Here is a 23,729-nt window from a genome sequence, read left to right on the forward strand (position 1 = left end):
GCGATCCCTCGCCGCAGAAGCCACAGGGGCGCCCCCTGTAGAGCGGAGCTTGCTCCGCTGCATTTCGATCGGATCTCGGGAAAGCTCCAGCGGAGCAAGCTCCGCTCTACAGGGAAGTCGCGACGTGATCCGAAGAGAGTGTGGCTCCCGCCAAGCGCGCTGGCTTCAGCCGTCAAGCAGGGCCTTGTCGCGCACGGCGCCCTTGTCGGCGCTGGTGGCGAGCAGGGCGTAGGCCTTCAGCGCGGTGCTGACCTTGCGCGGGCGCGGCTGGGCCGGCTTCCAGCCCTTGGCGTCCTGCTCGGCGCGGCGGGCGGCGAGTTCCTCGTCGGCGACCAGCAGATTGATGCCGCGGTTGGGGATGTCGATCAGGATGCGGTCGCCTTCGCGCACCAGGCCGATGGCGCCGCCGGCGGCGGCCTCCGGCGAGGCATGGCCGATGGACAGGCCGGAGGTGCCGCCGGAGAAGCGGCCGTCGGTGAGCAGCGCGCACTGCTTGCCCAGGCCCTTGGATTTCAGATACGAGGTTGGATAGAGCATTTCCTGCATGCCGGGGCCACCCTTGGGGCCTTCGTAGCGGATCACCACCACGTCGCCGGCCTTGACCTCGTCGCCGAGGATGCCCTTGACCGCCGCGTCCTGGCTCTCGAACACCTTGGCCGTGCCTTCGAACACATGGATGGATTCGTCCACGCCGGCGGTCTTCACCACGCAGCCGTCGCGGGCGATGTTGCCGTAGAGCACGGCCAGGCCGCCCTCGGCCGAATAGGCGTGCTCGACGCTGCGGATGCAGCCCTGAGCACGGTCCACGTCCAGCGACGGCCAGCGCGTGGCCTGGCTGAAGGCGATCTGGGTCGGGATGCCGGCCGGGCCTGCCTTGTAGAAGGTCTGCACGGCCTCGTCCTGCGCGGTGGTCACGTCCCACTTGGCGATGGCCTCGGCCAGCGTCCGCGCATGCACGGTGGGCACGTCGGTGTGCAGCAGCCCGCCGCGCGCCAGTTCGCCCAGGATCGCCATGATCCCGCCAGCGCGGTGCACGTCCTCGATGTGGTACTTCTGCGTGTTCGGCGCGACCTTGCACAGCTGCGGCACCCGGCGCGAGAGGCGATCGATGTCGCGCATGTCGAAGGGCACCTCGCCCTCCTGCGCGGCGGCGAGCAGATGCAGGATGGTGTTGGTCGACCCGCCCATGGCGATGTCCAGCGTCATCGCGTTCTCGAAGGCCTCGTAGGTGGCGATGCCGCGTGGCAGCGCGGTGGGATCTTCGGCGCCGTACCAGCGGTGGCACAGCTCGACCGCGGTGACGCCGGCGCGCTTGAACAGCGCCTCGCGATCGGCATGGGTGGCCACCACGGTGCCGTTGCCCGGCAGCGACAGGCCCAGGGCCTCGGTCAGGCAGTTCATCGAGTTGGCGGTGAACATGCCGCTGCACGAGCCGCAGGTCGGGCAGGCGCTGCGCTCGATCGCGGCGACCTGCTCGTCCGTCGCGTTCGGATCGGCCGCCATCACCATCGCATCGATCAGGTCCAGCTTGTGATCGGCCAGCCGGGTCTTGCCGGCTTCCATCGGCCCGCCGGAGACGAACACGGTCGGGATGTTCAGGCGCAATGCGGCCATCAGCATGCCCGGGGTGATCTTGTCGCAGTTGGAGATGCACACCAGCGCGTCGGCGCAGTGCGCATTGACCATGTACTCGACCGAGTCGGCGATGATCTCGCGGCTGGGCAGCGAATAGAGCATGCCGTCGTGGCCCATGGCGATGCCGTCGTCCACCGCGATGGTGTCGAACTCCTTGGCCACCCCGCCCACGCGCTCGATCTCGCGCGCCACCAGCTGGCCCAGGTCCTTCAGGTGCACGTGGCCGGGCACGAACTGGGTGAAGGAGTTGGCGATGGCGATGATCGGCTTGTGGAAGTCGGCATCCTGCATGCCGGTGGCGCGCCACAGCGCGCGGGCGCCGGCCATGTTGCGGCCGTGGGTGGAGGTCCTGGAGCGGTACTCGGGCATGGCGGTCGGTCTTGAGCGAGCGCGAAGGCTGGCGTGCGGCGGAAAGCCGGCATTTTCCCCCGTTTGCTCCGTTGCTGCTGCAACTGACCGTTCAGCCATGTAGGGCCAGGCGCCCGGCACTGCAGGCATCATGGGCCATCGCCCGCCCTGACCGGACCCCGATGAAACGCTCCACCACCACGCGCCTGCTGCTGATGGGCGCCGCGCCCCTGCTGTTCACCGCCTGCCAGAACGAGCCGGAGGTCCGCCAGGGCCTGTACACCACCGTCGAGGCCTGCACCCGCGAGACCGGCGACGCGGCCAGCTGCAAACAGGCCTTCGACAGCGCGCAGAAGCAGTCGGCCGACCAGGCGCCGCGCTACGCCACGCGCGAGCAGTGCAAGGTGGACTGGGGCGAGGACCGCTGCGCCGAGCAGCGCGACAGCCAAGGGCACTCGTTCATCGGCCCGCTGATGGCCGGCTTCTTCATGTCGCAGATGCTGAACAACCGCGCCGGCTTCAACGCCGCGCCGGCCTACCAGAACCGCGACAACGGCTGGCTGCGGCCCACCCCGGGCGCGCGGCCGGACACCTCCGGCGCATTCCGCACCGGCACCCCCGGCATGACCCCGATCAACGCCACGCCCAACCGCGCCGTGACCGTCAGCCGCGGCGGCTTTGGCGCGCGCAGCAGCGGCCGCGCCAGCTTCGGCGGCTGACATGCGCCGCATCGCCATCACCCCGCGCGGCGACTGGCGCGCGCAGGCGGCCGAGTGCGGCTTCGACTTCCACACCATCGACGGCGCGCCGTACTGGGACGAAAGCGCGTACTACGCCTTCACCCTGCGCCAGATCGAAGACGACCTGGAGGATCCCAGCGCCGAGCTGCACGCCATGGCGCTGGACCTGGTGGACGACATCGTGCGCGACGCGCAGCTGCTCGAACGCCTGGCGATCCCGCAGTTCGCCTGGTCCTGGATCGCCGAGAGCTGGCAGCAGCGCCAGCCGCATCTGTACGGCCGGCTGGACCTGGCCTACGACGGACGCGGACCGGCCAAGCTGTACGAACTGAACTACGACACGCCTACGTCCCTGTTCGAGGCCGCGTTCTTCCAGTGGCAATGGCTGGAGGACCAGCGCGCCGCACAGCGGCTGCCGGCCCAGGCCGACCAGTTCAACTCGCTGCACGAGGCGCTGGTGGCGCGCTTCGGGCAGATCGCGCCCGCCCTGCCCGGCCCGCTGCGCTTTGCCGCCGTGCGCGACTCCACCGAGGACCGCGGCACGGTCGCCTATCTGCGCGACTGCGCGGCCCAGGCGGGGCTGGAGAGCGAGTTCGTCGCCATCGAGGACATCGGCCTGTCCGAGGACGGCCGCTTCACCGACCTGGACGATGGCGTGATCGGCACGCTGTTTAAGCTGTACCCGCTTGAGGACCTGCTGGCCGAGGAATTCGGCCGCGCCCTGCCGGCCTCGGGCCTGCAGCTGCTGGAACCGGCGTGGAAGGCGGTGCTGAGCAACAAGGGCCTGCTGCCGCTGCTATGGCAGCGCCACCGCGGCCATCCCAATCTGCTGGAGGCGCATTTCGACGATGGCGCGCCGCTGCGCGCGGGCTGGGTGCGCAAGCCGCTGCACTCGCGCGAGGGCGCCAACATCGCCCTGCACCTGGCCGACGGCGGCTGGCAGGAGAGCGACGGCCCCTATGCCGGACCGTGCATCGTCCAGGCCGCCCATCCGCTGACCGCCTTCGACGGCCGCTATCCGCTGATCGGCAGCTGGGTGATCGGCGATAGCGCCTGCGGCATCGGCATCCGCGAGGACGACACCCGCATCACCCGCGACAGCGCGCGCTTCGTGCCGCACGCGATCATCGATGAAGCGCCCGGGGTGTTGTACGCCTGAGCGCGGCGGCAGACTGAGCGCGTTGGAAGGCGATACAAGGACGAGGCCTGATGCGATTCCTGAAATCCCATGCGCTGTTGATCGCGAGCGTGTTGCTGTACGGCGTGTCGCTGTTCCTGCCCGCCCTGTATGGGGGCGGCTCATACCTGGTCGGGCTGGTGCTGCTGATCTTCGGCGCCCTCCCCCTGGCGGATTCCTCCTGTTTCGCCTGGCTGGCGAATGGCCTGTACGCCGCGGCGCTGATCGCCTACCTCATGCGCCGCACGCGCGTGGTCCTCGTCCTGAGTCTGCTCGCATTCGGAGTCGGACTGGACACGGTGCGCGTGGACCGCTTTCCGCTGGACGAAGGCGGAATGAACGTCATGCGCCAGGCTTTCGGCGAAGGCTTCTACGCCTGGGAAGTGAGCTTCCTGCTGCTGGCCGCCTCGGCTGCCGTTCCGCTGCTGCGTGCGCGCAGGAACCAGCCACCGCCTTTGCCGCCGGTGTAGCGAAGCACTTGGTCGCGACGGGCGGGTGCGATCTTCAACAAGGCGCCTGGGCTAAGAGCGATGCAGCCACCCGCGCTTCGTGGGAGCCGCCATGGCGGCGACGGGCTTGCCCGGGAAAGCCCCATCGCCGCCATGGCGGCTCCCACCTGTAGAGCGGAGCTTGCTCCGCTGCGTTTCGGCCGTATCGTTGCGAAGCCCCAGCGGAGCAAGCTCCGCTCTACTCACTCCTGCCTCAAAGCAACCCCTCGCGCTTGACCGCCAAGTAGCGCTCGACCAGCGCGCCGGGCAGCTGCGCGGTGGTCACGTCCAGCACCATCACGCCGTGGCCGCGCAGGGCGTCGTGGGCGGCGGCGCGCTGGTCGAGGTAGCGGGCCACCGCGCCGGCCTGGATGGCGCCGGACAGGTCGGTGACCTCGGCCTCCAGCGCTCGATCCAGTTCGGCCTCGCGCAGGCTGGCCACGCACACCAGATGCCGGCGACGCAGCAGGTGCACGGCGGCCAGCAGGTCTTCGATGTCCTCGTCGCGCACGTTGGTCACCAGCATCACCAGCGCGCGGCGGCGCTGGCGCGCGGACAGTTCGCTGGCCATGGCGAGATAGTCGCAGGCGGTGGCCGAGGGCTGCAGGTCGTAGGCGGCGCGCAGCAGGGTATCGATGCCGGCCATCCCGCGCCGCGGCGGCACCCACCGTGGCTGCTCGCCGGTGGACAGCAGGCCGGCCGCATCGCCCTGGCGCAAGGCGAGGTAGGCCACCACCAGCGCGGCATTGAGCGCGTGGTCGAAATGCGCCAGCCCGTCCTCGCGTGCCAGCATGCGCCGGCCGGTGTCCAGCACCAGCACCAGCTGCTGGTTCTTCTCGTCCTGGTATTCGCGCGAGATCAGCTTGCCCGCGCGCGAGGTGGCCTTCCAGTCGATCTGGCGCAGGCTGTCGCCGACGCGGTACTCGCGCATCTGGTTGAAGTCGGTGCCTTCGCCCCGGCGGCGCTTGAGATGGGCCCCGACCAGCCGCGAGGCCTGGTCGGCGCTGAACAAGGCCAGCCTGGCCAGCGGCGCGAAATCCGGATAGACCCGCACCGCCTGCGGCGCGCCGACCACGCGCGCCTGCTTCCACAGCCGCAGCGACGAGGCCAGGCGCAGCTGCACGCCGGCGAACCAGGCATCGCCGCGTGCGATGGGGCGCAGCGTGTAGGCGAAGGTGGCGGTGGCGTCGCGCGCCAGGCGCAGCGCACGCGGCAGGCCCTGCGAGGGCCAGGCGCCCGGATGCAGGTCGAACACCTCCACGCGCTGTGTCCGCCCCGAGGACGCCAGCGTCAGCTGCACCTCGCGCGGCAGGTCCAGCGCCAGCGCTTCGGGCACGCGGCGCTGCACCTGCGGCGCGGGCCGGCGCCACAGCAACAGCGCATCGAGCAGCGCCAGGCCGGCGATCGCCATTCCGATGCCCTTCCAGGCCGTCAGCGGCAGCCCGGCGAACAGCACGGCCAGCCCGGAGAGGCCCCAGGCGCACAGCAGTGCGATCAGTGGCGCGGCTGGCCTCATCGCAGCCGTGCCGCCATGAGCGCCCGCCTGGTGGGAGCCGCCATGGCGGCGATGCGGCTTTCCCAGTAAAGCCCCTCGCCGCCATGGCGGCTCCCACCTGTAGAGCGGAGCTTGCTCCGCTGGGGCTGTCCCGATGATCCGGCCGAAACGCGGCGGAGCAAGCTCCGCGCTACAAGGAGGCGGCGAGGTGAGTGGGACAGACACGTGCTCCCACGATGGTGCGGGGTCACCCTCACTTGCGCGGCGCCTCGACCTTGGCCAGCAGCGCGGTCAGCACGTCGTCCGGCGACTGGCCTTCGATCTGCAGCTCCGGCGCCAGCGCGATGCGATGGCGCAGCGCCGGCAGCGCGACCTCGCGCACGTCGTCGGGAATCACGAAGTCGCGCCCGCCCAGCACCGCCTGCGCGCGCGCCGCGCGTACCAGCGCGATGCTGCCGCGCGGCCCGGCGCCCAGCGCGATGCCCGGCCAGCTGCGCGTGGCGGCGGCCAGGCGCACGGCGTAGTCGATCACCTGCGCGTCCACCTGCACCTGCGCGGTGGCGCGCTGCAGCGCGACCACATCGCTGGCAGAGGCCACGCAGCGTACCTGGCTCAGGTCGAAGTCGGCGGCGGTGCGGCCGGTGGTGATCGCATCGACCATGCGCTTCTCGTCCTCCAGCGCGGGGTAGTCGATCAGCACCTTCAGCAGGAAGCGATCCAGCTGCGCCTCGGGCAGCGGATAGGTGCCTTCCTGCTCGACCGGGTTCTGCGTGGCAAGGGTGAGGAAGGGCGGCGCCAGCGGGAAGGACTGGCCCTCGATGGTCACCTGCCCTTCCTGCATCGCCTCCAGCAGCGCCGACTGGGTCTTGGCCGGCGCGCGGTTGATCTCGTCGGCCAGCAGCAGATGGGTGAACACCGGCCCGCGGCGGATCTCGAAGCGCTGCGTGCCTGGGTCGAACACCGCATGCCCCGAGACGTCGCTGGGCATCAGGTCCGGGGTGAACTGCACGCGGGCGAAATCCAGCGACAGCGCCTGCGAAAGTGCGCGCACCAGCAGTGTCTTGCCCAGGCCCGGCACACCTTCGATCAGCACATGGCCGCCGGCCAGCAGCGCGATCAGGATCTGGTCCAGCGGCTGCGGCTGGCCGATGAAGGCACGCGCCACCTCGGCGCGCACCGCGGCTACGCGTTCGACCACGCCGTCGAAGGCCGGCGGCGCGGCCTGGGGAAACTCGCTCATAGTCGTTGCCTCATGAACATCAGCAGGGAAATACGGTCGGCGAACTCGCGACGCTCGCGGTCCGTGGGCGATTGCAGGGCACGCGCCACGCGCGCGGCCGGCAGGTCAAAGCGGCGCGCCAGCGCGTCGGCCTGGGCCGCGCCGGTCAGCGCGGCAGCCACCGGATCGCGGCGCCGCAGCCGGGTGAGGAAGGCCTTGCGCGCGGCGGCATGCAGCAGCACGCCGCGCCGATAGCGATAGAGGTGCTCGCCGCTGGCGCGCACGTGTTCGAGCAGCGAGCGGCGCGCGGGCGTCGGCGGCGGCAGCAGCGGCCCGAAGCGCTGCGCCCGCAGCGTCATCCAGGCCAGCAGCGCCAGCAGCAGCGGCGCCCACACCGGCCAGCCGCGTTCGAGCGCGGTGCGCCACAGCGAGGGCATCCGCGTGGCGTAGACCAGGTGCATGGTGCCGTGGCCGTAGTTGGGCGCCAGCACCTGCCGCGCCAGCGCCTGATGGGTCGGCGCGCGCAGGCCGCTGCCATCGTCGCCGCGCCGCACCGGCCCACCGTTCTGCAGGAAGTCCACGTCGGCCAGCACGTCCACATAGCCTCGGCCGCGCGCCAAGCGCGCGTAGACATAGCCATCGCGCAGGTTGCCCCAGGCCAGCACCGGCTGCACGCCCTGGAAGCTGAAGCGTCGCGCGCCGCAGAACTCCACATGCGGCGGCTGTCCCCGCACCTGGAAGGGCGCGCAGTCGCCGACCGCCATCGGCGTCAGCCGCAGCGCCTCCAGCAGCGGCATCGATTCGTGCAGCCCGAAGGCCGGGCCCGGCGGCGTGCGCACCACCAGGTGGCCGCCGCGCGCCACCCAGTCCAGCAGTGCACTCGCGCGCGCGGCATCGAGATAGCGCGGGTCGTCCAGCAGCACCAGCGTGTCGCGCCGGCCCAGCTGGGCGATCTCCAAATCGAAGCGCGGCCGCGCATCGACGCTCACCCCATCGGCGCGCAGCGCCTGCTTGAGGACGTAGAGCGGATTCCACGCCGCCTCGCCGGCCGGCGGCAGGTCGACCCGGTACGCCACCCGTTCGTAGGTGTGCACGAACCACGCCACCAGCACGAACAGCACCGTGCCGCTGGCGAGCGCGATCAGGCCCGGCTTGGCGCCGCGCGTGCTCTGGCTCATGCCGGCCACCGGTAGCGCGTCTGCAGGGCAGCGATGAGCGCCTCGAACTCCTCGGCCGGCGGCAGGCGCTGCGCATAGGCCGCGTACTGCCACACGCGCACCATGCGCGCGAACAGGCCGCGGTCGGCCTCCTCAGGCTGGCGCTGCGCCGCGCGCAGGCACTGCGCCTCGGTCGCACCCGGCGGTAGCACCACGCCGGCACGCTCGGCCATCGCCTCGACGCTGGCGCGATACAGCAGGGCCAGCGCATGGCGCGGCTGTCCCTGCGCCCACAGCCGGCGCGCGCTGGCGGCGATGTCCGGCGGCAGGACCTGCGGCAGCTCGACCACGCCGGTGGTGACGGGCGCCGGCACCGGCCGCGGCGTGCGCACCCCGCGCATCCACGGCCACCAGTGGCGCGCGCTGGCGAGCAGGAACACCAGCAGCAGCCCGAGCACGATCCACAGCCCCCACTCGCCGATGAAGGCCAGCACGCGCTGCAAGCTCTCCAGCCAGCTCATGTCCAGCTTGGGCGGTTCGGCGATCTCGGGCGGCCGGCGGCGCTGCCAGGTGTGGTCGGTGCGGTGACGATCGATCAGCGGGTCCCGATAGGCCTGCACCACCGCGCGGCGGAAGCGCGCATCGTCCACGCGCTGGCCTTCGAACACCTGTTCCACACCGGGTGGTGGCGGCGCCTCGCTGGCCGGCGCCGGCTGCTGCGCGCGCAACGGCGCCACCCCGACCAGCGCCAGCAGCAGCACCAGCGGCGCGGCTACGGCCAGCAGGCGCTGGCGCAGCCGGCGGAAGGCGATCTCCACGTCCCAGGCCTCGATCTGCGTGCGCCGGTTGAGGTACAGGCCGAAGCCGGCGCCGACGAAGAACGGCTCCACCGCGCCGATCGCGATCCAGAAGAACGCGTTGAACCCCAGCTGCGCCCACAGCGGCGGATCGGACAGCATCGCCAGCCCGGCGCGCGCGGCCTGCGGCAGGTAGTCGATCGGCACGAACACGGCCACCATCGCCACGCAGGCCAAAGTCAGCGCCAGCTGGAACCCCAGGAACACCAGCGTCAGCACCAGCGCGTTGCCGTAGAGCGTGGCGCCCAGCACGCGCCGACGCGCACGCAGGCGCGCGCCGTGTTCGCCCTCCAGCGTCTCGATCGGCAGGAACAGGCTGCGCGCGCCGCTGAAGCGCCGCCAGGTCAGATAGCCCAGCATCGGCCGCCAACCCCAGCGCAGCTGCGCGGCCAGGGTCTGGCGCGTAGTCGGCACCTGCCCGAACACGCCGCGCGAGATCACATACAGCGGCACGCGGTCGAACAGCGGCTTGATCCACCACAGCACCAGGCACGAGGCCAGCGGCGAGGACAGCGCCCACGCGCCGGCATTGACCAGGGCGAACACCGGCAGCGCCAGCCACAGCCACGGCTTCCAGATCGCGCCCGCATGCCGGCGCACCAGTGCGGTGCCCAGCTCGACCGCCTCCCAGGGCGAGCGCGCGCGCAGCTCGACGGTCAGCTGCTCAGCGCGCATCGCGGTCCCGCTCCGCGCCGCCGCGGCCACCGCGCCACAGCCACACGATGACCCCGGTCCACAGCACCGCGGCCACCGCGTACTTCACCGGATGCGGAATGCTGGCCACCGAGGACCAGAACGCCTCAATGAAGGCCGCCACCAGCAGCATGAAGGCCACGCCCAGGCACAGCCGCGCGCCGATCGCGCCGGCCTGCACCAGGGCCTGTCCGCGCGTGCGCCGGCCCGGCGCCAGCCAGCTCAAGCCCAGCTGCAGGCCGGCGCCGCCAGCGATCACCAGGGCGGTCAGCTCGAACGCGCCATGCCCGCACACGAAGCTCCACAGCGGCCCGCCCGAGCCGATGCGCGTGAGATGGCCGAACAGCGCGCCGATGGTCAGCCCGTTGCTCACCAGCACCACCAGGCTGCCCACGCCCACCACCAGCCCGCTGGCGAAGGTCTGCAGGCCGATGCCGATGTTGTTGCGGATATAGACGCCGAACATCATCCAGTCGCTGCCGCTGTCGCGGCCGATGCGCGGGTTGGACGGGTCGTACATGCGCTCCATCGCCGCCACCATCCGCGGGTCCATCAGCGCATGGATCAGCTCGGGCCGGAACTGCAGCAGCACGGTCATGCCCACCAGCGGCACGCCGAACAGCGCCAGCGCCACCCACATGCAGCGCGCCTGGCTGCGCACCAGCCGCGGGAAGCCGGCCATCAGGAACTCCAGCGCCGTGCGCCAGCGCAGCGGCGGGGTGCGGTAGAGCACCTGGTGGCCCTGCTCCATCAGCGTCTGCAGGCGGCCGGTGACCTGCGCGCTGTAGCCGCGCCGTCGCGCCAGCGACAGCTGCTGGGCGATGCGCCGGTAGCGCTGCGGCATGGCCTCATCGCCCAGCGCGCCGGTGTTGCGCGTGTCCTGCGCCCGGCGCGCATCGGCGCGGGTGCGCAGCCAGTCCTCCAGCTCCTGCCACTCGCGCTGGTGGCGCGCGACGAACTGCTCCTGCCTCATCGCCGCCCCAGCAGCCAGTTGGCCATGCCGAACAGGCGCAGCACGCCGGCCGGGCCGCGCGCGCCGGTGAGCGGTTCGAGCAGCTCGGCCAGTTCGACCTGGCGCTCGGGCGTGAGCTGCGGCGCGCGTTCGCCGAAGGCGACGATGGCGGCCTGCTCGGCGGGCCGCAGCGTGGCGCGCGGCACCACCACCGCGTTCACCGGTGCCGACGCGGGCGGTTCGGCGTGCTCGGCATGGATGACCAGGGTGCCGGCGGCCAGGTCGCCCAGCCGGCGCGCGGACGGATCGATCAGGCTCACCACCAGCCCGGCGGCGTAACCGAAGGGCAGCATGTCCACCACGCGCAGCAGGTTGCGGGTGATCGCGGCCGGCCAGCCGATCGGCGCACCGTTGGCCAGCACCACGCGCAGACGCATCGCGCGCTTGCCCAGCGTCTGCCCGTGCCACAGCGCCTCGAGCACGATCATGTAGCCCCATTGCAGCAGGAAGGCGGCGACCAGGCTCAGGCCATCGCCGAACTTGCCCAGCAGGCCCAGCACCATGGTGGCGGCGAACATCATCCCCACGCGCACCACCAGGTCCACGCCCCAGGCCACCGCGCGCGGCACCGGCCCAGCCGCGGGCAGCTGCAGCGACACGCCCTCGGGCGTGACCACCTCGCGCACCGTATCGAGCACCACGGCCGGCGCGGCCCCCTGCGCGATGGCCGTCATCGAATGTCCTGTTGAAGCACCCGCGCCTGCCTGTCCATGCCTGCCGTCATCCCTGCCCCGGCCAGACTGTAGCGAGCGCCGCGCGACTTGCCCACCCTGCCGGTCGGCCTGCCCGGAAGGCCTACACTGCGCCGATGTCCACCTCCGCCCCCTGCCGCAGCGGCTGCGCCGCCTGCTGCATCGCGCCGTCGATCAGCTCGCCGATTCCCGGCATGCCACAGGGCAAGCCGGCCGGCGTGGCCTGCGTGCAGCTGGACGAGGCGCTGCGCTGCCGGCTCTTCGGCCGGCCCGAGCGTCCGGCCGTCTGCGCCAGCCTGCGCCCGCAGCCGTCGATGTGCGGCGCCTCACGGGGCGAGGCGATGAGCTTCCTCACCGCGCTGGAAGCGGCCACGCGGCCCTGAGCTCAGCGCACCGTCGCCGAGGCCTTGGCCTTGCGTGAGGCGAAGAACTTCCTCACCGCCGCGGCCGCCGCGACCACGCCCAGGAACAGCAGCTTGCCGAACTTGGCCAGGACCAGGCCGAGCTTGGCCAGCAGGCCGGTCTTGGCCGCCAGGCCGCCGCCGATCAGCGCGGCCACGCCATAAGCGGCGACCTTGTCGGTGGACGGGTTGTGGTCGGCATAGCGCGCGCCGGCGTCGAACTCGGTCATCGGCAGCAGCTGCTGCATGCCGGCCTGCACCTTCGGCAGCTCGTCCATCGCCGAGACCGCGTTGAGGCTCAGGTAACCGTGGCGGCCGAGCACGCGGATGTCGTAGTTGAGCGTGTGGCTGGGTTGGCCGTTGAAGGCCAGCTCCTTGGCCCAGTACAGCTTCTTGGATCCGGCGTCGTAGCGCGGCGGCACCGCCCAGCCCACCAGGTCGACGCGGCCGTAGCCGGCCTTCTCGCGCTCGGCGTTGGCCTCGCGCGTGCCCTCCTGCATGTTCTCGAGCAGCTCGTCGTAGTTGATCTTGGACGCATCGGCGTCGGAGACGTAGCCCTCGTCGTCGTAGGTCACCACCACCGCCCAGCTGTCCTGCTCGTCCAGCCCCGGATGGGTGGGCACCACCATGCCCAGCACGGTGTCGTCCTGCGGATTGCCCCACAGCTGCTCGAGTACCTTGCGAGCGTCGGCCTTGTCCAGATAGCGGAACTGCGCGCCCAGGTTGAAGTGCGCGTGGGCCGGGCCGACCTCGATCTGGCCACTGCGGAAGTGCAGGCTGTCGATCAGCTGCTGGGCCTGTTGCCCGTCCTCGGCCAGCACCGGCAGGGCCAGTCCCATCAGGCACGCGACCGTCAGGCCGCGAAGCGTCGTCCGCATCGTCTTTCCCCTTCGTCCATGTGGGCATCCCCATGCCCGGGGCGCCGAGTGTCGCCCGAGGCACGGTTGGCTGACAACCCGGTCAGCCGTTGTCCTGACCCAGGTACTGGTCCTTCAGCCGTACGTAGTGCTGGGCCGAATACAGCAGGCCTTCGATGTCCTTGTCCGACAGCTGCCGCACCGGGCGCGCCGGATTGCCGACCCACAGTTCGCCGCTGCCCACCCGCTTGCCTGGGCCGACCACCGCGCCGGCGCCGATGAAGGCGTGATGCTCGACGATCGCGCCATCGAGCACGCAGGCACCCATGCCGATCAGGCAGGCATCGCCGATGGTGCAGGCGTGGATGATGGTGCCGTGGCCGACGGTGACATCCTCGCCGATCAGGGTCGGATAGCCGCCCTTGTTGTACGGGCTGTGGTGGCTGACGTGGACGATGGTGCCGTCCTGCACGTTGGTGCGCGCGCCGATGCGCACGTGGTTGACGTCGCCGCGGATCACCGTGCCCGGCCAGACCGACACATCGTCGCCCAGCTCGACATCGCCGATCACCGTGCACGCCGGGTCGACGTACACGCGCTGCCCCAGCACGGGGCGCTTGTCCAGGAAAGGGCGCAGGTTGCTCATCGGCGCAGTGTAACGGTCGGCTCGCGCAGCGGGCCTGGGTTAGGCTGTGCCGCCCTCGCCGCCGCGCCGTCGCCCATGAAGATCGCCAGCTGGAACGTCAACTCGCTCAACGTGCGCCTGCCGCACCTGGAACAATGGCTGGCCGAGTTCGGGCCGGATGTGGTCGGCATCCAGGAAACCAAGCTGGAGGACCACAAGTTCCCCGATGCGGCGCTGGCCGCGGCCGGCTACCGCAGCGTGTTCGCCGGGCAGAAGACCTACAACGGCGTGGCGCTGCTGGCGCGCGGGGCGATCGAGGACGTGCAGATCGGGATCCCCGGCTTCGAGGACGAGCAGAAGCGCGTGATCGCCGGCACCATCGGGGACGTGCGCGTGATCAATCTGTACGTGGTTAACGGACAGGACGTGGGCACCGACAAGTACGGCTACAAGCTGCGCTGGCTGGAGGCGGTACGCGAATGGATCAAGGCCGAGCTGGCCGTGCACCCGCAGTTGGTGGTGCTGGGCGACTTCAACATCGCCCCCGACACGCGCGATGTGCACGACCCGGAGGTCTGGAACGAGACCCATATCCTCACCTCGGCCGCCGAGCGCGAGGCGCTGCAGGCGCTGCTCGGCCTCGGTCTGCACGATGCCTTCCGCCTGCACAGCGAGGAGGCCGGCGTCTTCAGCTGGTGGGACTACCGGATGGCCGCGTTCCGCCGCAACCTGGGGCTGCGCATCGACCTGACCCTGGTTTCCGACGCGCTCAAGCCGCGCGTGACCGCCGCCGGCATCGACCGCGCCCCGCGCAAGTTAGAGCGCCCCAGCGACCATGCCCCGGCGTGGGTGGAAATCGCCTGACGGGCGCCATGACTACACAGCGCCCAAGAAAAAACCCGGGCAGGGCCCGGGTCTTCTCGCTTCCTGGCTGGCGCGCGTTGCGCGCCAACCCAGCTGCGCTTAGCGCACGCTCTTGCGGGTGAACAGGTTCACGATCGCAAGCAGGATCACCGCGCCGAGCAGCGACCACAGGAAGGTGCCGACGGTGATGGCCTGGTTGATGCTGCCGCCGCCCAGGAAACCGGCGATGGCGGCACCGACGATGCCGACGACGATGTTCAGGATGATGCCCTGCTGGGCGTCACGACGCATGATGATGCTGGCGAGCCAGCCAACGACGCCGCCCACAATCAGCCAAATGATGATGCCCATGATGCTCTCCTCGATTCGTAGGGTGAAAAGCCCCGTCGCGGGGGTGGGACGATTTGGCGGCTGTAGGCGTGAAACCGTCGTATACGAAGGACGCATCGCACGCGCCAAACCCCTTGAAAATCAGGGCCGCGCGGGCCGCTGGGCGCGGCGGCCTTCACAAACGCAGGGCTGGTTCTCCGACGAATTTCCATCGCGCGGCCTGTCGCATGCACATGGCTGAACCGAGCGAAACGTTCTTCGCGCAGCATCGCATCGGGCCGCTGCAGGTGTGGTGGACCTCGCATCCTGCGCGCGGTTCGGGCGAGCCGGTCGCGCGTCCGCTGCTGGCGGCGTGGTTCGACACCGCGCCCGAGGCGCTGCCACTGCAACGCGATCCGCGCGGGCGCCCGCGGCTGGAAGGCGCGCTGGCCGCGCACGATGTCGGCTGGAGCCACAGCGGCGACGCGCTGCTGCTGGCGACCGGGCCGCAGGTGCAGCTGGGCGTGGACGTCGAGCGCCTGCGTCCGCGTCCACGCGCGCTGGAGCTGGCCGAGCGCTTCTTCGCCCCTGCCGAAACGCAGGCCCTGCGCGCACTACCAGAGCACGAGCGCACTGATGCGTTCCTGCGCCTGTGGTGCGCCAAGGAAGCGCTGCTGAAGGCGCACGGGCATGGCATCTCGTTCGGGCTGGAGCGGCTGACGTTTGCGCCCGTCGGCGACCTGGACGCGCTGGACGCCGCGCCGCTGCAGCTGGTCGCCTGCGATCCGCGCCTGGGCGCACCCTCGGACTGGACCCTGCACCAGTGGCAGCCGCATCCGCACTACCTGGCCGCGGTGGCCTGGCGCGCGGCGCCGGACGGCGCGGCCCCGGGCCTGCGATAAAATCGCCGGCGATGACCCACGATTCCCTCCCCGCCGGCCTGGACGCGCCGCTGCGCGACGGGCTGGCCGAACTCGGCCTGTCCACCGCGCTGGCCTCGCCGCTGCTGGCCTATCTGGCCCTGCTGGTGCGCTGGAACGGCACCTACAACCTCACCGCCGTGCGCGACCCGCGGCAGATGGTCACCCGCCACCTGCTCGATTCGCTGGCGATGCACCGTTTCGTCTCCGAGGGCACGCTGGCCGACCTGGGCACCGGCCCCGGCCTGCCCGGCATCCCGCTGGCCATCGCCCATCCGCGCCTGCAGGTGACCCTGGTGGAGAGCAATGGCAAGAAGGCGCGCTTCCTGCGCGAAGCCGTGCGCCAGCTGGGGCTGACCAATGCCAGCGTGGCCGAGAGCCGGGCCGAGACGCTGGATCGCCCGGGCGCATTCGATCGCCTCACCGCCCGCGCGCTGGACACGCTGGCCGGCCTCGTCGAGGTCGGCGGCCACCTGCTCAAGCCCGATGGCCTGCTGCTGGCGATGAAGGGCGTGATGCCGCACGCCGAGATCGCCGCCCTGCCCGCCGGCTGGCGGCTGGTGGAGGCCACGCCGCTGACCGTGCCCGGCCAGGACGGCGAGCGTCACCTGGTCACGGTGGGACGCGCCTGACCGAAACCCGCATAATCCCCCGTTCCTTTCCCATTCCCCCAGGACACGCCCTCGCATGGCCCGCATCGTCGCCATCGCCAACCAGAAGGGTGGCGTGGGCAAGACCACCACCGCCGTGAACCTCGCCGCCGGCCTGGCCCGCACGCCGCAGCGCGTGCTGCTGGTGGACCTGGATGCCCAGGGCAACGCGACCATGGGCAGCGGCGTGGACAAGCGCCAGATCGAGGCCTCGGCCTTCGAGGTGTTGCTGCGCGAATGCGAGGCGCGCGCGGCGATCGTGCGCACGGCCGAGGACTTCGACCTGCTGCCGGCAAACATCGACCTGACCGCCGCCGAGATCCAGCTGATGGACCAGCCCGAGCGCGAGCAGCGCCTGAAGTCGGCGCTGGAGCCGCTGCGCGCCGACTACGACTGGATCCTGATCGACTGCCCGCCGGCGCTGTCGCTGATGACGCTCAACGCGCTGACCGCCGCCGATGCGGTGCTGGTGCCGATGCAGTGCGAGTACTACGCGCTGGAAGGCCTGTCGGCGCTGATGGACACCATCAGCGCCATCCGCGGCCGGCTCAATCCGAAGCTCGAGATCGAAGGCGTGCTGCGCACCATGTTCGACGTACGCAACAACCTGGCCAACGCGGTCTCGGCCGAACTCACCGAACACTTCGGCGACAAGGTGTTCCGCACCATCGTGCCGCGCAACGTGCGCGTGGCCGAGGCGCCCAGCCACGGCCAGAGCATCGTCGGCTACGACCGGACCTCGCGCGGTGGCGTGGCGTATCTTGGCCTGGCCGGTGAACTGATCCGTCGCCAGCAGGAGCGCATGCGTGCGCAGCAATCCCCCATGGAGACCTATTGATGTCCGCCGCCCCGAAGAAGCGCGGCCTGGGCCGCGGCCTGGAAGCGCTGCTCGGCCCCAAGGCCGCCGAGACCGCACCGGCCGAGGCCCAGCCTGGCGAAGTCCTGCGCAACGTGCCCGTGGGGCAGCTGCAGCCGGGCCGCTACCAGCCGCGCATGGCGATGGACCCGGCCAAGCTGGACGAGCTGGCCGACTCGATCAAGGCCCAGGGCGTGATCCAGCCCATCGTCGTGCGCCAGCAGGACGATGGCCGCTACGAGATCGTCGCCGGCGAGCGCCGCTGGCGCGCCTCGCAGCAGGCCGGCCTGGCCGAAGTGCCGGTGGTGGTGCGCGAGCTGGACGATCGCACCGTCATCGCCATGGCGCTGATCGAGAACATCCAGCGCGAGGACCTCAATCCATTAGAAGAGGCGCAGTCGCTGCAGCGGCTGATCAACGAATTCTCGCTGACCCACGGCCAGGCCGCCGAGGCCGTCGGCCGTTCGCGCGCGGCGGTGTCCAACCTGCTGCGCCTGCTGGAGCTGCCGCCGGCGATCCGCGCGCTGCTCGAGGCCCGCCGGCTGGAAATGGGCCACGCCCGCGCGCTGCTTACCCTGTCGCCGGAGCTGGCCAGCAAGCTGGCCGCCGAGGCCGCCGACGAAGGCTGGTCGGTACGCGAGGTCGAACACCGCGCCTCGCAGTTCGCCGCCGGCCGCGTGCCGGTCAGCGGCAAGAAGAAGCCGGCCCGGGCCGTGCCGCAGGCGGATATCGCATCCCTGCAGAACGAGCTGTCCGAGACGCTGGGCACGACCGTGGCCATCGCGCACGGCCGCAACGGCCGCGGCAAGCTGGTGATCCACTACACCGATCTGGACACGCTGGAAGGCGTGCTGGAGCGGCTGCGGGGCAAGCGCGACTAAGCCGCACCGGAACGGCAGCGCCGAAAGCACCGCCTTCATGCCGTCATTCCCGCGAAAGCGGGAATCCGTGGACGTTGCGTTCATCGCTTTTGTCGCTGCGGTTGAAGGCGTGAGTGCACGCGATGGGTGGCCGCCGCAGCTGCGAGCTCCCGGCGGAGCTTGCCTGGATGACGAACTGCAGTCAGAGCCCGAGCACCCCTGCAAACCGTCGTTCCCGCGCAGGCGCGAACCCAGCGCCTCGATGCTTCCCTACGGAAGCCCCTGGATTCCCGCCTTCGCGGGAACGACGGTGCGATGTCCCGGGATGGTGGAGTGATGGCGGGTGGCCGGCCGCTCACTCCCCCTGCAGCTGCGCAAGACGCTGGCGCAGGCGCCTGGACTCTGGCTTCAGCGCGATCATCTTCTGCAGCTGTTCGATGGCCGCCTGGCGGTTTCCCGTTTCGCGATAGACATCGGCCAGGCTGTCCAGCGCGTCAAGCGAGCTGGGATGGATGCGGGCGTTGAACGCCAGCACGGCCACGGCCTTGTCCGCCGCCTTGCGCTTGAGCAGCTCGCCGGCGACCTGTTCCAGCGGCTGACCCGGGAAGTCGTAGCGCTGCGGGACCGCCTTCCACTGCTGATCGAGCCAGCGCGTGATCTGCGCCGCATCCAGGCCGTCGGCCTGCTTGTACAGGTCCCAGTGCACCGACATGCGCAGCATCGGGCGCGGCTTGCCCGCCAGGATGGCTTCCACGGCGTCGCGCGCCGCCTCGACACTGTCGTCCTGCGCATTGTTGGTCAGCATCACGATCTGGATGCCCTGCTCGGGCAACAGGGTCAGATCCGACTTGAAGCCCCGCCAATCGCCGCCATGGGTGACCATGCGACGGCCGAGCGCGGAGTCCACCAGCTTGAAGCCGAAGCCGTAAGGCACCTTGCTGCCATCTGACAGCGTGGCCGGCGTCGTGGCCAGCGCCCAGTTGGCCTTGGATATCGCCCGGCCCTGCTGGAGCGCATCGGCCCACAGCTGCAGATCGTGCGTGGTGGAATAGATGCCGCCGGGACCGACGGGATAGAAGTTCGGAATCTGGTCGAACGGCTTGCGGCTGCCGTCCGGGCGGACGATGAAGCCCCATGCGCGCGGCTGGATCAGCGCATCGTTGTCCGGCAGGCGCACGCGCGTGTGCATCATGCCCAGCGGCTTGAAGAACTCCCGCTGCAGGTACTCGGCGTACTCCATGCCCGAGACGCGGCCGACGATCTGCGCGAGCAGGATGTAGCCGGTGTTGCTGTACTCGAAGGCCGAGCCAGGCGCGAACAGCGGCGGCGCCTTGTGCTGCACCAGCAGCGCGACCGCCTCGTCGCCGCGCATCGCCGTGGTGACCTCGCCCCGCTTGAGGAGCTGCGTGTACAGCGGGAAGACATCGGGCACGCCCGAGGTGTGGGTGAGCAGCTGGCGCAGCGTGATGTCGGCATAGGGCAGCTGCGGCAGGTATTTGGCGGCCGGGTCGTCCAGGGCCAGCTGGCCCCGCTTGGCCAGGCGCAGCACGGCCGCGGCCGCGAACTGCTTGCTGACCGAGCCGATGTCGAAGGCATCCTCCACCGTCAGCGGGACCTGCGCGCTGGCGTCGGCCTCTCCCAGGGCGCCCTGATAGACGACCTTGCCATGCTGCGTGACCAGGAAGCTGCCATTGCAGACCCTCACGGCATGGCAGTTCTCGAAATAGCGCGCGACCTCGACGGACCGCGCGGGGCCCGCGTCGGGCACGCGCGCGAACACGGGCAGGACCGCACAGGACAGTGCGACAACGGCCAGGCGCGGCATGCGCTGAGCCAGCTTGCGTAGAGCATCCATCGGAGTTTCCTCTGTTTGTCTGTACTACTACAATTAGTACAGATCGGATAAAAAAAAGACGCCTGCCGATGCAGGCGCCGTGGCGATCGGCCAACCGTGCTGGACAGCCGTCGAAGGCAACTGTACTATTTGTAGTAGTACACATCAACAGGAGCGACGACGTGGCCCGTACCGCAGCGCTGATGATCCAGATCGCCACCGGCGATCCACGCCCCATCGTGCGGCAGATCACCGACGCGGTCCGCATGCGGATCGCGACCGGCGACCTGGCCCACGGGCAGCAGCTGCCCAGCGTGCGCGGGCTGGCGCAGCAGCTGACGATCAATCCCAACACCGTGGCCAAGGCCTATGCCGAGCTGGTGTCCGAAGGCTGGCTCGATTCGCGGCAGGGCATGGGCTTCTACGTCGCGCCGCCGCGGCAACGGCTCTCCGATGCCGAGCGCGAACGCCGGCTGGATGAAGCGGTCGCCACGTTCGTCAACGACGTCGTCCCGCTCGGACTGCCGGCCAAGACCGTGCAGCAGCGCATCGCCGACGCGTTCGAGCGCGCGCTTCCGCGCAAGCGTGCGTGATGGAGACTTCCGACACGTTCGGCGCCAGGGACGGCGCGCGCGATCTGGCGATCGAAACCGAGCAGCTGAGCAAGCGCTACGGCGACAGGTTCGCGCTGGACGGGCTGGACCTTCGCATCCAGCGCGGCCAGATCCACGCCATGGTGGGCGTCAACGGCGCAGGCAAGTCCACGTTGTTCCGCATCCTGCTCGGCTTCCTCTCGCCCAGCGGCGGACAGGCGCGCATCCTGGGCCGCGACAGCCAGCGGCTGACGCCCGGCGACCGCGCCCGCATCGGCTTCGTCAACGAAGAACACACGCTGCCGGGCTGGATGCGGGTCGAGGAGATCACCGCGATGCAGCGCCGCCAGTATTCGCAGTGGCGGCAGCCGATCTTCGATGAGGTCATCGGCCACTACCGGCTGCTGCCCACGCAGAAGATCGCCCAGCTCTCGCGCGGCGAGCGCGCCGGCTTCAACCTGGCCCTGAGCCTGGCGCAGTGTCCGGAACTGCTGATCCTGGACGAGCCCACCCTGGGACTGGACGTGGTCGCCAAGCGCGCCTTCCTCGAATCGTTGCTGCACGGCAACGTCATGGAAGACCGCACGGTGATCTATTGCTCGCACCAGATGGAAGAGATCGAGCGCGTCGCCGACAACCTCATCCTGCTCGAGGACGGCAGGCTCAGGCATATGTCGGCGCCGGAAGGCTTCTGCGAGCGGGTCACCTACTGGATCGCGGATATCCCGTTCAAGGGTCCGCCGCACGAGACGATTCCCGGCCTGATGGAAGCGCGCCGGCTCGACGGCCTGCATCACTACCTGGTGCTGGATCAGGACGAGACCTTCGCCGACTTCCTGCGCGCCGCGGGCGCCCGCTCGATCGACGCCATGCCGGTCAGCCTGGACCGCGCGGTCAACGCCTTCCTGTCGATGCGCCACGCGGCCCCGCCCGTCCACTGACGCCAGTCCTGGAGACACACCATGTGGAGCCTGTTCAAGGTCGAATGCGTGCGCTTCCGCACCTGGGCCGTCATCGCCGCGCTCGTGCACCTGTGCGCGCTGGGCTTCGGCACCCGCCTGATGGATCTGGCGCAGCAGACCCTGCCCATCCATCGCGCCATCGGCGGCGTCTACGCGCTGGCCGGCGCGCTGCTGGGGCTGTATCAGATAGGCGGCTATCGCCGCGGCAGTCACTGGGTCACGCTGCTGCATCGCCCTGTGCCGCCGACGCGCATCGCGCTCACGCTATGCGGCGCGGCAGGCGTGGTCCTGCTGGTCGCGGTGCTGCTGCCGACCTTGCTGCTTGCCGCCTGGCAGCAGGGCACGACCGCGCGTGTGGTCGATCTGCGTCATTGGCTGCTGCCCGGCGCCGCATGGCTGAGCGCGATGGCGGGCTATCTGGCGGGTGCCTTCTGGGCATTGCGCGGGCCGCGGACCGCGCTGGCGGCCGTGGCGCTGCTGGCCTGGCTCGTGTTCGCCGATGCGACCGGGATCGCGATGCTGGCGGTCGAGCTGCTGGTCGCCGCCTGGCTGCTCGCCTTGGTGCTGTGCGCCTTCAGGCCCGATGTCGAGGCCACGCCGCGTGGCCCGTGGGCGAGCGCGCTGCTGGCGCTTCCGCTGAGCGCGGGCGCATATCTGGTCGTGCTGCTGATGCTGTTCGGCGCGGAGTTCCTGTGGATCGCGCAGGGCTCGCATCCCCTCAACACCGCCGTGCCGCCGCCCGGCGGCCACACGGAGGCGGAGAAGATGGAGCCGCGCGCGCGCATGCTGAGGGCGCTGCACGACGCGCGGCCTGCCGATCTGGAGCGGCTGCAGGCTGCGGTCGAGGCGGGCAAGCCGCAGCGCCTGACCGTTCGCTTCAGGCAGCTGTCCCAGCGCAACGCATTGAGCAACCTCACATCCCTGCAGTTCGACGATCCGGAGCGCCACGCCCGCTGGACCTTCAGCCATGACCGGATGCGCCTGCAGGGCGAGAACCTGCTCAACGGGCGCGCCGCCGGCACGTTGGGCATCGGGCCGCAGCGCGAGGCGTTTACGTACGTCGCCGTGCCGATCGGTCACCTGCCCGGCCTGCCCAATGACGACACGGCGCTGCTTGCGCGCGACACCTTGTACAGGTACGACAGCGCCGACCGGACCATCACGCGCTGGCTCGGTGTGCCCAACGAGGAAAGCATCGCAGGCGTAGGACGTATCGGTGGGCGGTGGGTCCTGATGAGCGACAAGGCGCTGTACTTCTACCGTGCTGATGCGGCCCTGGCTGAGGCGGCTCCGCCGAAACTCCTGACGCGCATCGCGTTACCTGCTGCCACCGCACGACTGAGCAGCCTCGACATGATCGCCCTGAGCGACGGCGTCCTGGTCTGCCTGGTGGACTCGGAACTGGCGCATACCGAGGACGGCACGCGACCCGCGCTGTTCCTGCTGCGCGGCTTCGATGACGGGCGCCCCCCCGTGCTGCATTCCACGCCCCTATCCTTCGACTACCCCGCCCTGCACCGCTATCGAAGCTGGTGGCCTTCGCCGGTGCTGCACACCGCGCTGGAGCAGGCGCGCGCCGTGTTCGCGCCCACCTCGCCATTGTCCGCTGCGACGCCCGCGCCCCTGCCCATGTCGATCATGGCGTTCGCAGGGTGCCTCTTGTTGGCCTCCGCCGCGTGCGCCGCCTACTACGCGCATCGCGAAGGTCTTGCAGGGCGAGTCCGCCTCGCCTGGATCGCGTTCTGCGGATTCGTCGGTCTGCCGGGTCTGGCCGCCATGATGCTGATGAGGCCGCGCGCACGGCCCAGCGTCTGACCGCCTGCCAGAGCACTGTGTCTACCGAACACGTTGAGGCGCCTGGCGAATGCCCAACCCGGGCCCACGTTCGCCCGAGGATGTCCAAGCTGCAGTCGTCACCGGTTCCCGCGCCGACGGATCGAGCCTAGTCGTCGTGGGACCTATCGCTCGGCTGCGAACAGGGCGGTGTAGCGTCGCTGCATCTCTTCCGGGGTGACCGACTCAATCGCATGGCCGATCAGCCAACGATGTCCGAAGGGATCGCGCACGGTCCCGGAGCGCTCGCCGTAGAAATGGTCCTGCATCGCACGCTCCAGCGTCCCGCCCGCCGCCACGGCACGGGCCACCAGCGCATCGGCATCATCCACGTGCAGATGCAGCGTGACCGGCGTGGCACCAAGGTGCTCGGGACTGCGAACGCCCATGTCGGGATACTCCTCCGACAGCATCAGCGTATGCCCATCCAGATCCACCTCGGCATGGCCGATGCGACCGTCCGGTTCGGTGAGGCGGAACAGCTCGCGTGCGCCGAACACGCGGGCGTAGAAATCCATCGCTGCGGCGGCATCGCGCACGCACAGGTAGGCATAGAGTTCTTGGATTGCCATGCGCATTCCTCGTCTGGGTTGGGTCCCTATTCTGTGACGCCGCCCTTGCATGGTCTTGCAAGGAATTGACCTGGGCGCGG

General features: G+C 70.3%; 24 protein-coding genes. 12 read left to right on the forward strand and 12 right to left on the reverse strand.

Annotated features, from left to right (window positions below; translation table 11 throughout):
- Positions 1-165 precede the first annotated feature (165 nt).
- Entirely contained in the window at positions 166-2,004 is a 1,839-nt protein-coding gene (ilvD, locus tag QE438_RS13055; RefSeq protein ID WP_306995077.1) for a dihydroxy-acid dehydratase, read from the reverse strand.
- A gap of 161 nt (positions 2,005-2,165) precedes the next feature.
- Between ilvD and QE438_RS13060 the strand changes: the two genes are divergently transcribed.
- The 3 genes from QE438_RS13060 to QE438_RS13070 are packed head-to-tail and all read left to right on the forward strand — an operon-like array spanning position 2,166 to position 4,370.
- Positions 2,166-2,702 (forward strand): DUF1190 domain-containing protein, encoded by a 537-nt coding sequence (locus tag QE438_RS13060; RefSeq protein WP_130521638.1) that lies wholly within the window; start codon positions 2,166-2,168, stop codon positions 2,700-2,702.
- 1 nt (position 2,703) lies between these two features.
- A complete protein-coding gene (locus QE438_RS13065) occupies positions 2,704-3,882 on the forward strand; it encodes a glutathionylspermidine synthase family protein (RefSeq protein ID WP_306995075.1) in 1,179 nt (392 codons plus the stop codon).
- 50 nt (positions 3,883-3,932) lie between these two features.
- Entirely contained in the window at positions 3,933-4,370 is a 438-nt protein-coding gene (locus QE438_RS13070; RefSeq protein WP_306995073.1) for a hypothetical protein, read from the forward strand.
- Between the two features lie 232 nt (positions 4,371-4,602).
- On the opposite strand, the gene QE438_RS13075 is transcribed toward QE438_RS13070, so the two are convergent.
- The 6 genes from QE438_RS13075 to QE438_RS13100 form a co-directional block, all read right to left on the reverse strand.
- Complete coding sequence (locus tag QE438_RS13075; RefSeq protein ID WP_306995071.1) at positions 4,603-5,904, reverse strand: DUF58 domain-containing protein; 1,302 nt, start codon at positions 5,902-5,904, stop codon at positions 4,603-4,605.
- A gap of 232 nt (positions 5,905-6,136) precedes the next feature.
- Positions 6,137-7,123 carry a MoxR family ATPase gene (locus QE438_RS13080; RefSeq protein WP_306995068.1) on the reverse strand — a complete coding sequence of 329 codons (987 nt, stop codon included), beginning with the start codon at positions 7,121-7,123 and terminating at the stop codon, positions 6,137-6,139.
- Positions 7,120-8,280 (reverse strand): DUF4350 domain-containing protein, encoded by a 1,161-nt coding sequence (locus QE438_RS13085; protein ID WP_306995066.1) that lies wholly within the window; start codon positions 8,278-8,280, stop codon positions 7,120-7,122. The genes QE438_RS13080 and QE438_RS13085 overlap by 4 nt, the downstream gene beginning before the upstream one ends.
- Positions 8,277-9,791: a DUF4129 domain-containing protein gene (locus QE438_RS13090; RefSeq protein WP_306995065.1), complete on the reverse strand. Its 1,515-nt coding sequence runs from the start codon at positions 9,789-9,791 to the stop codon at positions 8,277-8,279. The genes QE438_RS13085 and QE438_RS13090 overlap by 4 nt, the downstream gene beginning before the upstream one ends.
- On the reverse strand, positions 9,781-10,782 hold the full coding sequence (locus QE438_RS13095) for a stage II sporulation protein M (RefSeq protein ID WP_306995063.1): 1,002 nt from the start codon (positions 10,780-10,782) through the stop codon (positions 9,781-9,783). The genes QE438_RS13090 and QE438_RS13095 overlap by 11 nt, the downstream gene beginning before the upstream one ends.
- Positions 10,779-11,495: an RDD family protein gene (locus QE438_RS13100; RefSeq protein ID WP_306995061.1), complete on the reverse strand. Its 717-nt coding sequence runs from the start codon at positions 11,493-11,495 to the stop codon at positions 10,779-10,781. The genes QE438_RS13095 and QE438_RS13100 overlap by 4 nt, the downstream gene beginning before the upstream one ends.
- A 134-nt stretch (positions 11,496-11,629) precedes the next feature.
- Between QE438_RS13100 and QE438_RS13105 the strand changes: the two genes are divergently transcribed.
- Positions 11,630-11,896 (forward strand): YkgJ family cysteine cluster protein, encoded by a 267-nt coding sequence (locus tag QE438_RS13105; protein WP_306995059.1) that lies wholly within the window; start codon positions 11,630-11,632, stop codon positions 11,894-11,896.
- Between the two features lie 2 nt (positions 11,897-11,898).
- Here QE438_RS13105 and QE438_RS13110 read toward each other — a convergent pair whose 3' ends face one another.
- Both QE438_RS13110 and QE438_RS13115 read right to left on the reverse strand, forming a co-directional pair.
- Complete coding sequence (locus QE438_RS13110; RefSeq protein ID WP_307184129.1) at positions 11,899-12,792, reverse strand: DUF2167 domain-containing protein; 894 nt, start codon at positions 12,790-12,792, stop codon at positions 11,899-11,901.
- Positions 12,793-12,874: 82 nt separating this feature from the next.
- On the reverse strand, positions 12,875-13,417 hold the full coding sequence (locus tag QE438_RS13115; protein WP_130521615.1) for a gamma carbonic anhydrase family protein: 543 nt from the start codon (positions 13,415-13,417) through the stop codon (positions 12,875-12,877).
- Positions 13,418-13,492: 75 nt separating this feature from the next.
- Here QE438_RS13115 and xth point away from each other — a divergent pair, with 75 nt between their 5' ends.
- Complete coding sequence (gene xth, locus QE438_RS13120; protein ID WP_306995056.1) at positions 13,493-14,260, forward strand: exodeoxyribonuclease III; 768 nt, start codon at positions 13,493-13,495, stop codon at positions 14,258-14,260.
- Between the two features lie 99 nt (positions 14,261-14,359).
- On the opposite strand, the gene QE438_RS13125 is transcribed toward xth, so the two are convergent.
- Positions 14,360-14,611 carry a GlsB/YeaQ/YmgE family stress response membrane protein gene (locus QE438_RS13125; protein ID WP_130521611.1) on the reverse strand — a complete coding sequence of 84 codons (252 nt, stop codon included), beginning with the start codon at positions 14,609-14,611 and terminating at the stop codon, positions 14,360-14,362.
- 212 nt (positions 14,612-14,823) lie between these two features.
- On the opposite strand from QE438_RS13125, the gene QE438_RS13130 reads away from it, so the two are divergent.
- The 4 genes from QE438_RS13130 to QE438_RS13145 are packed head-to-tail and all read left to right on the forward strand — an operon-like array spanning position 14,824 to position 17,876.
- Entirely contained in the window at positions 14,824-15,471 is a 648-nt protein-coding gene (locus tag QE438_RS13130) for a 4'-phosphopantetheinyl transferase superfamily protein (RefSeq protein WP_306995053.1), read from the forward strand.
- A gap of 11 nt (positions 15,472-15,482) precedes the next feature.
- Positions 15,483-16,121 (forward strand): 16S rRNA (guanine(527)-N(7))-methyltransferase RsmG, encoded by a 639-nt coding sequence (rsmG, locus tag QE438_RS13135; RefSeq protein ID WP_306995052.1) that lies wholly within the window; start codon positions 15,483-15,485, stop codon positions 16,119-16,121.
- A 55-nt stretch (positions 16,122-16,176) separates the two neighbouring features.
- On the forward strand, positions 16,177-16,977 hold the full coding sequence (locus QE438_RS13140; protein ID WP_306995050.1) for an AAA family ATPase: 801 nt from the start codon (positions 16,177-16,179) through the stop codon (positions 16,975-16,977).
- Positions 16,977-17,876 carry a ParB/RepB/Spo0J family partition protein gene (locus QE438_RS13145; RefSeq protein WP_130521603.1) on the forward strand — a complete coding sequence of 300 codons (900 nt, stop codon included), beginning with the start codon at positions 16,977-16,979 and terminating at the stop codon, positions 17,874-17,876. The genes QE438_RS13140 and QE438_RS13145 overlap by 1 nt, the downstream gene beginning before the upstream one ends.
- A gap of 334 nt (positions 17,877-18,210) precedes the next feature.
- Here the strand turns inward: QE438_RS13145 and QE438_RS13150 are convergent, their stop codons facing one another.
- Positions 18,211-19,710 carry a serine hydrolase domain-containing protein gene (locus QE438_RS13150; protein WP_306995047.1) on the reverse strand — a complete coding sequence of 500 codons (1,500 nt, stop codon included), beginning with the start codon at positions 19,708-19,710 and terminating at the stop codon, positions 18,211-18,213.
- A gap of 161 nt (positions 19,711-19,871) precedes the next feature.
- Here QE438_RS13150 and QE438_RS13155 point away from each other — a divergent pair, with 161 nt between their 5' ends.
- The 3 genes from QE438_RS13155 to QE438_RS13165 are packed head-to-tail and all read left to right on the forward strand — an operon-like array spanning position 19,872 to position 23,059.
- Positions 19,872-20,282, forward strand: coding sequence for a GntR family transcriptional regulator (locus QE438_RS13155; protein ID WP_306995044.1), 411 nt, complete (start codon positions 19,872-19,874; stop codon positions 20,280-20,282).
- Positions 20,282-21,223, forward strand: coding sequence for an ATP-binding cassette domain-containing protein (locus tag QE438_RS13160; RefSeq protein ID WP_306995043.1), 942 nt, complete (start codon positions 20,282-20,284; stop codon positions 21,221-21,223). Before QE438_RS13155 ends, QE438_RS13160 begins: the two co-directional genes overlap by 1 nt.
- A 21-nt stretch (positions 21,224-21,244) precedes the next feature.
- On the forward strand, positions 21,245-23,059 hold the full coding sequence (locus QE438_RS13165) for a hypothetical protein (protein ID WP_306995041.1): 1,815 nt from the start codon (positions 21,245-21,247) through the stop codon (positions 23,057-23,059).
- A 143-nt stretch (positions 23,060-23,202) separates the two neighbouring features.
- On the opposite strand, the gene QE438_RS13170 is transcribed toward QE438_RS13165, so the two are convergent.
- Complete coding sequence (locus tag QE438_RS13170; RefSeq protein ID WP_306995039.1) at positions 23,203-23,649, reverse strand: VOC family protein; 447 nt, start codon at positions 23,647-23,649, stop codon at positions 23,203-23,205.
- Positions 23,650-23,729: the final 80 nt, after the last annotated feature.

It is taken from the genome of Pseudoxanthomonas sp. SORGH_AS_0997, from assembly GCF_031453535.1.
Taxonomy (GTDB): domain Bacteria; phylum Pseudomonadota; class Gammaproteobacteria; order Xanthomonadales; family Xanthomonadaceae; genus Pseudoxanthomonas_A; species Pseudoxanthomonas_A winnipegensis.

Coding starts and splice junctions, on each gene's coding strand:
- ilvD (WP_306995077.1), bottom strand. CDS start 2,004: ATGCCCGAGTACCGCTCCAGGACCTCCACCCACGGCCGCAACATGGCC.
- QE438_RS13060 (WP_130521638.1), top strand. CDS start 2,166: ATGAAACGCTCCACCACCACGCGCCTGCTGCTGATGGGCGCCGCGCCC.
- QE438_RS13065 (WP_306995075.1), top strand. CDS start 2,704: ATGCGCCGCATCGCCATCACCCCGCGCGGCGACTGGCGCGCGCAGGCG.
- QE438_RS13070 (WP_306995073.1), top strand. CDS start 3,933: ATGCGATTCCTGAAATCCCATGCGCTGTTGATCGCGAGCGTGTTGCTG.
- QE438_RS13075 (WP_306995071.1), bottom strand. CDS start 5,904: ATGAGGCCAGCCGCGCCACTGATCGCACTGCTGTGCGCCTGGGGCCTC.
- QE438_RS13080 (WP_306995068.1), bottom strand. CDS start 7,123: ATGAGCGAGTTTCCCCAGGCCGCGCCGCCGGCCTTCGACGGCGTGGTC.
- QE438_RS13085 (WP_306995066.1), bottom strand. CDS start 8,280: ATGAGCCAGAGCACGCGCGGCGCCAAGCCGGGCCTGATCGCGCTCGCC.
- QE438_RS13090 (WP_306995065.1), bottom strand. CDS start 9,791: ATGCGCGCTGAGCAGCTGACCGTCGAGCTGCGCGCGCGCTCGCCCTGG.
- QE438_RS13095 (WP_306995063.1), bottom strand. CDS start 10,782: ATGAGGCAGGAGCAGTTCGTCGCGCGCCACCAGCGCGAGTGGCAGGAG.
- QE438_RS13100 (WP_306995061.1), bottom strand. CDS start 11,495: ATGACGGCCATCGCGCAGGGGGCCGCGCCGGCCGTGGTGCTCGATACG.
- QE438_RS13105 (WP_306995059.1), top strand. CDS start 11,630: ATGTCCACCTCCGCCCCCTGCCGCAGCGGCTGCGCCGCCTGCTGCATC.
- QE438_RS13110 (WP_307184129.1), bottom strand. CDS start 12,792: ATGCGGACGACGCTTCGCGGCCTGACGGTCGCGTGCCTGATGGGACTG.
- QE438_RS13115 (WP_130521615.1), bottom strand. CDS start 13,417: ATGAGCAACCTGCGCCCTTTCCTGGACAAGCGCCCCGTGCTGGGGCAG.
- xth (WP_306995056.1), top strand. CDS start 13,493: ATGAAGATCGCCAGCTGGAACGTCAACTCGCTCAACGTGCGCCTGCCG.
- QE438_RS13125 (WP_130521611.1), bottom strand. CDS start 14,611: ATGGGCATCATCATTTGGCTGATTGTGGGCGGCGTCGTTGGCTGGCTC.
- QE438_RS13130 (WP_306995053.1), top strand. CDS start 14,824: ATGGCTGAACCGAGCGAAACGTTCTTCGCGCAGCATCGCATCGGGCCG.
- rsmG (WP_306995052.1), top strand. CDS start 15,483: ATGACCCACGATTCCCTCCCCGCCGGCCTGGACGCGCCGCTGCGCGAC.
- QE438_RS13140 (WP_306995050.1), top strand. CDS start 16,177: ATGGCCCGCATCGTCGCCATCGCCAACCAGAAGGGTGGCGTGGGCAAG.
- QE438_RS13145 (WP_130521603.1), top strand. CDS start 16,977: ATGTCCGCCGCCCCGAAGAAGCGCGGCCTGGGCCGCGGCCTGGAAGCG.
- QE438_RS13150 (WP_306995047.1), bottom strand. CDS start 19,710: ATGGATGCTCTACGCAAGCTGGCTCAGCGCATGCCGCGCCTGGCCGTT.
- QE438_RS13160 (WP_306995043.1), top strand. CDS start 20,282: ATGGAGACTTCCGACACGTTCGGCGCCAGGGACGGCGCGCGCGATCTG.
- QE438_RS13165 (WP_306995041.1), top strand. CDS start 21,245: ATGTGGAGCCTGTTCAAGGTCGAATGCGTGCGCTTCCGCACCTGGGCC.
- QE438_RS13170 (WP_306995039.1), bottom strand. CDS start 23,649: ATGGCAATCCAAGAACTCTATGCCTACCTGTGCGTGCGCGATGCCGCC.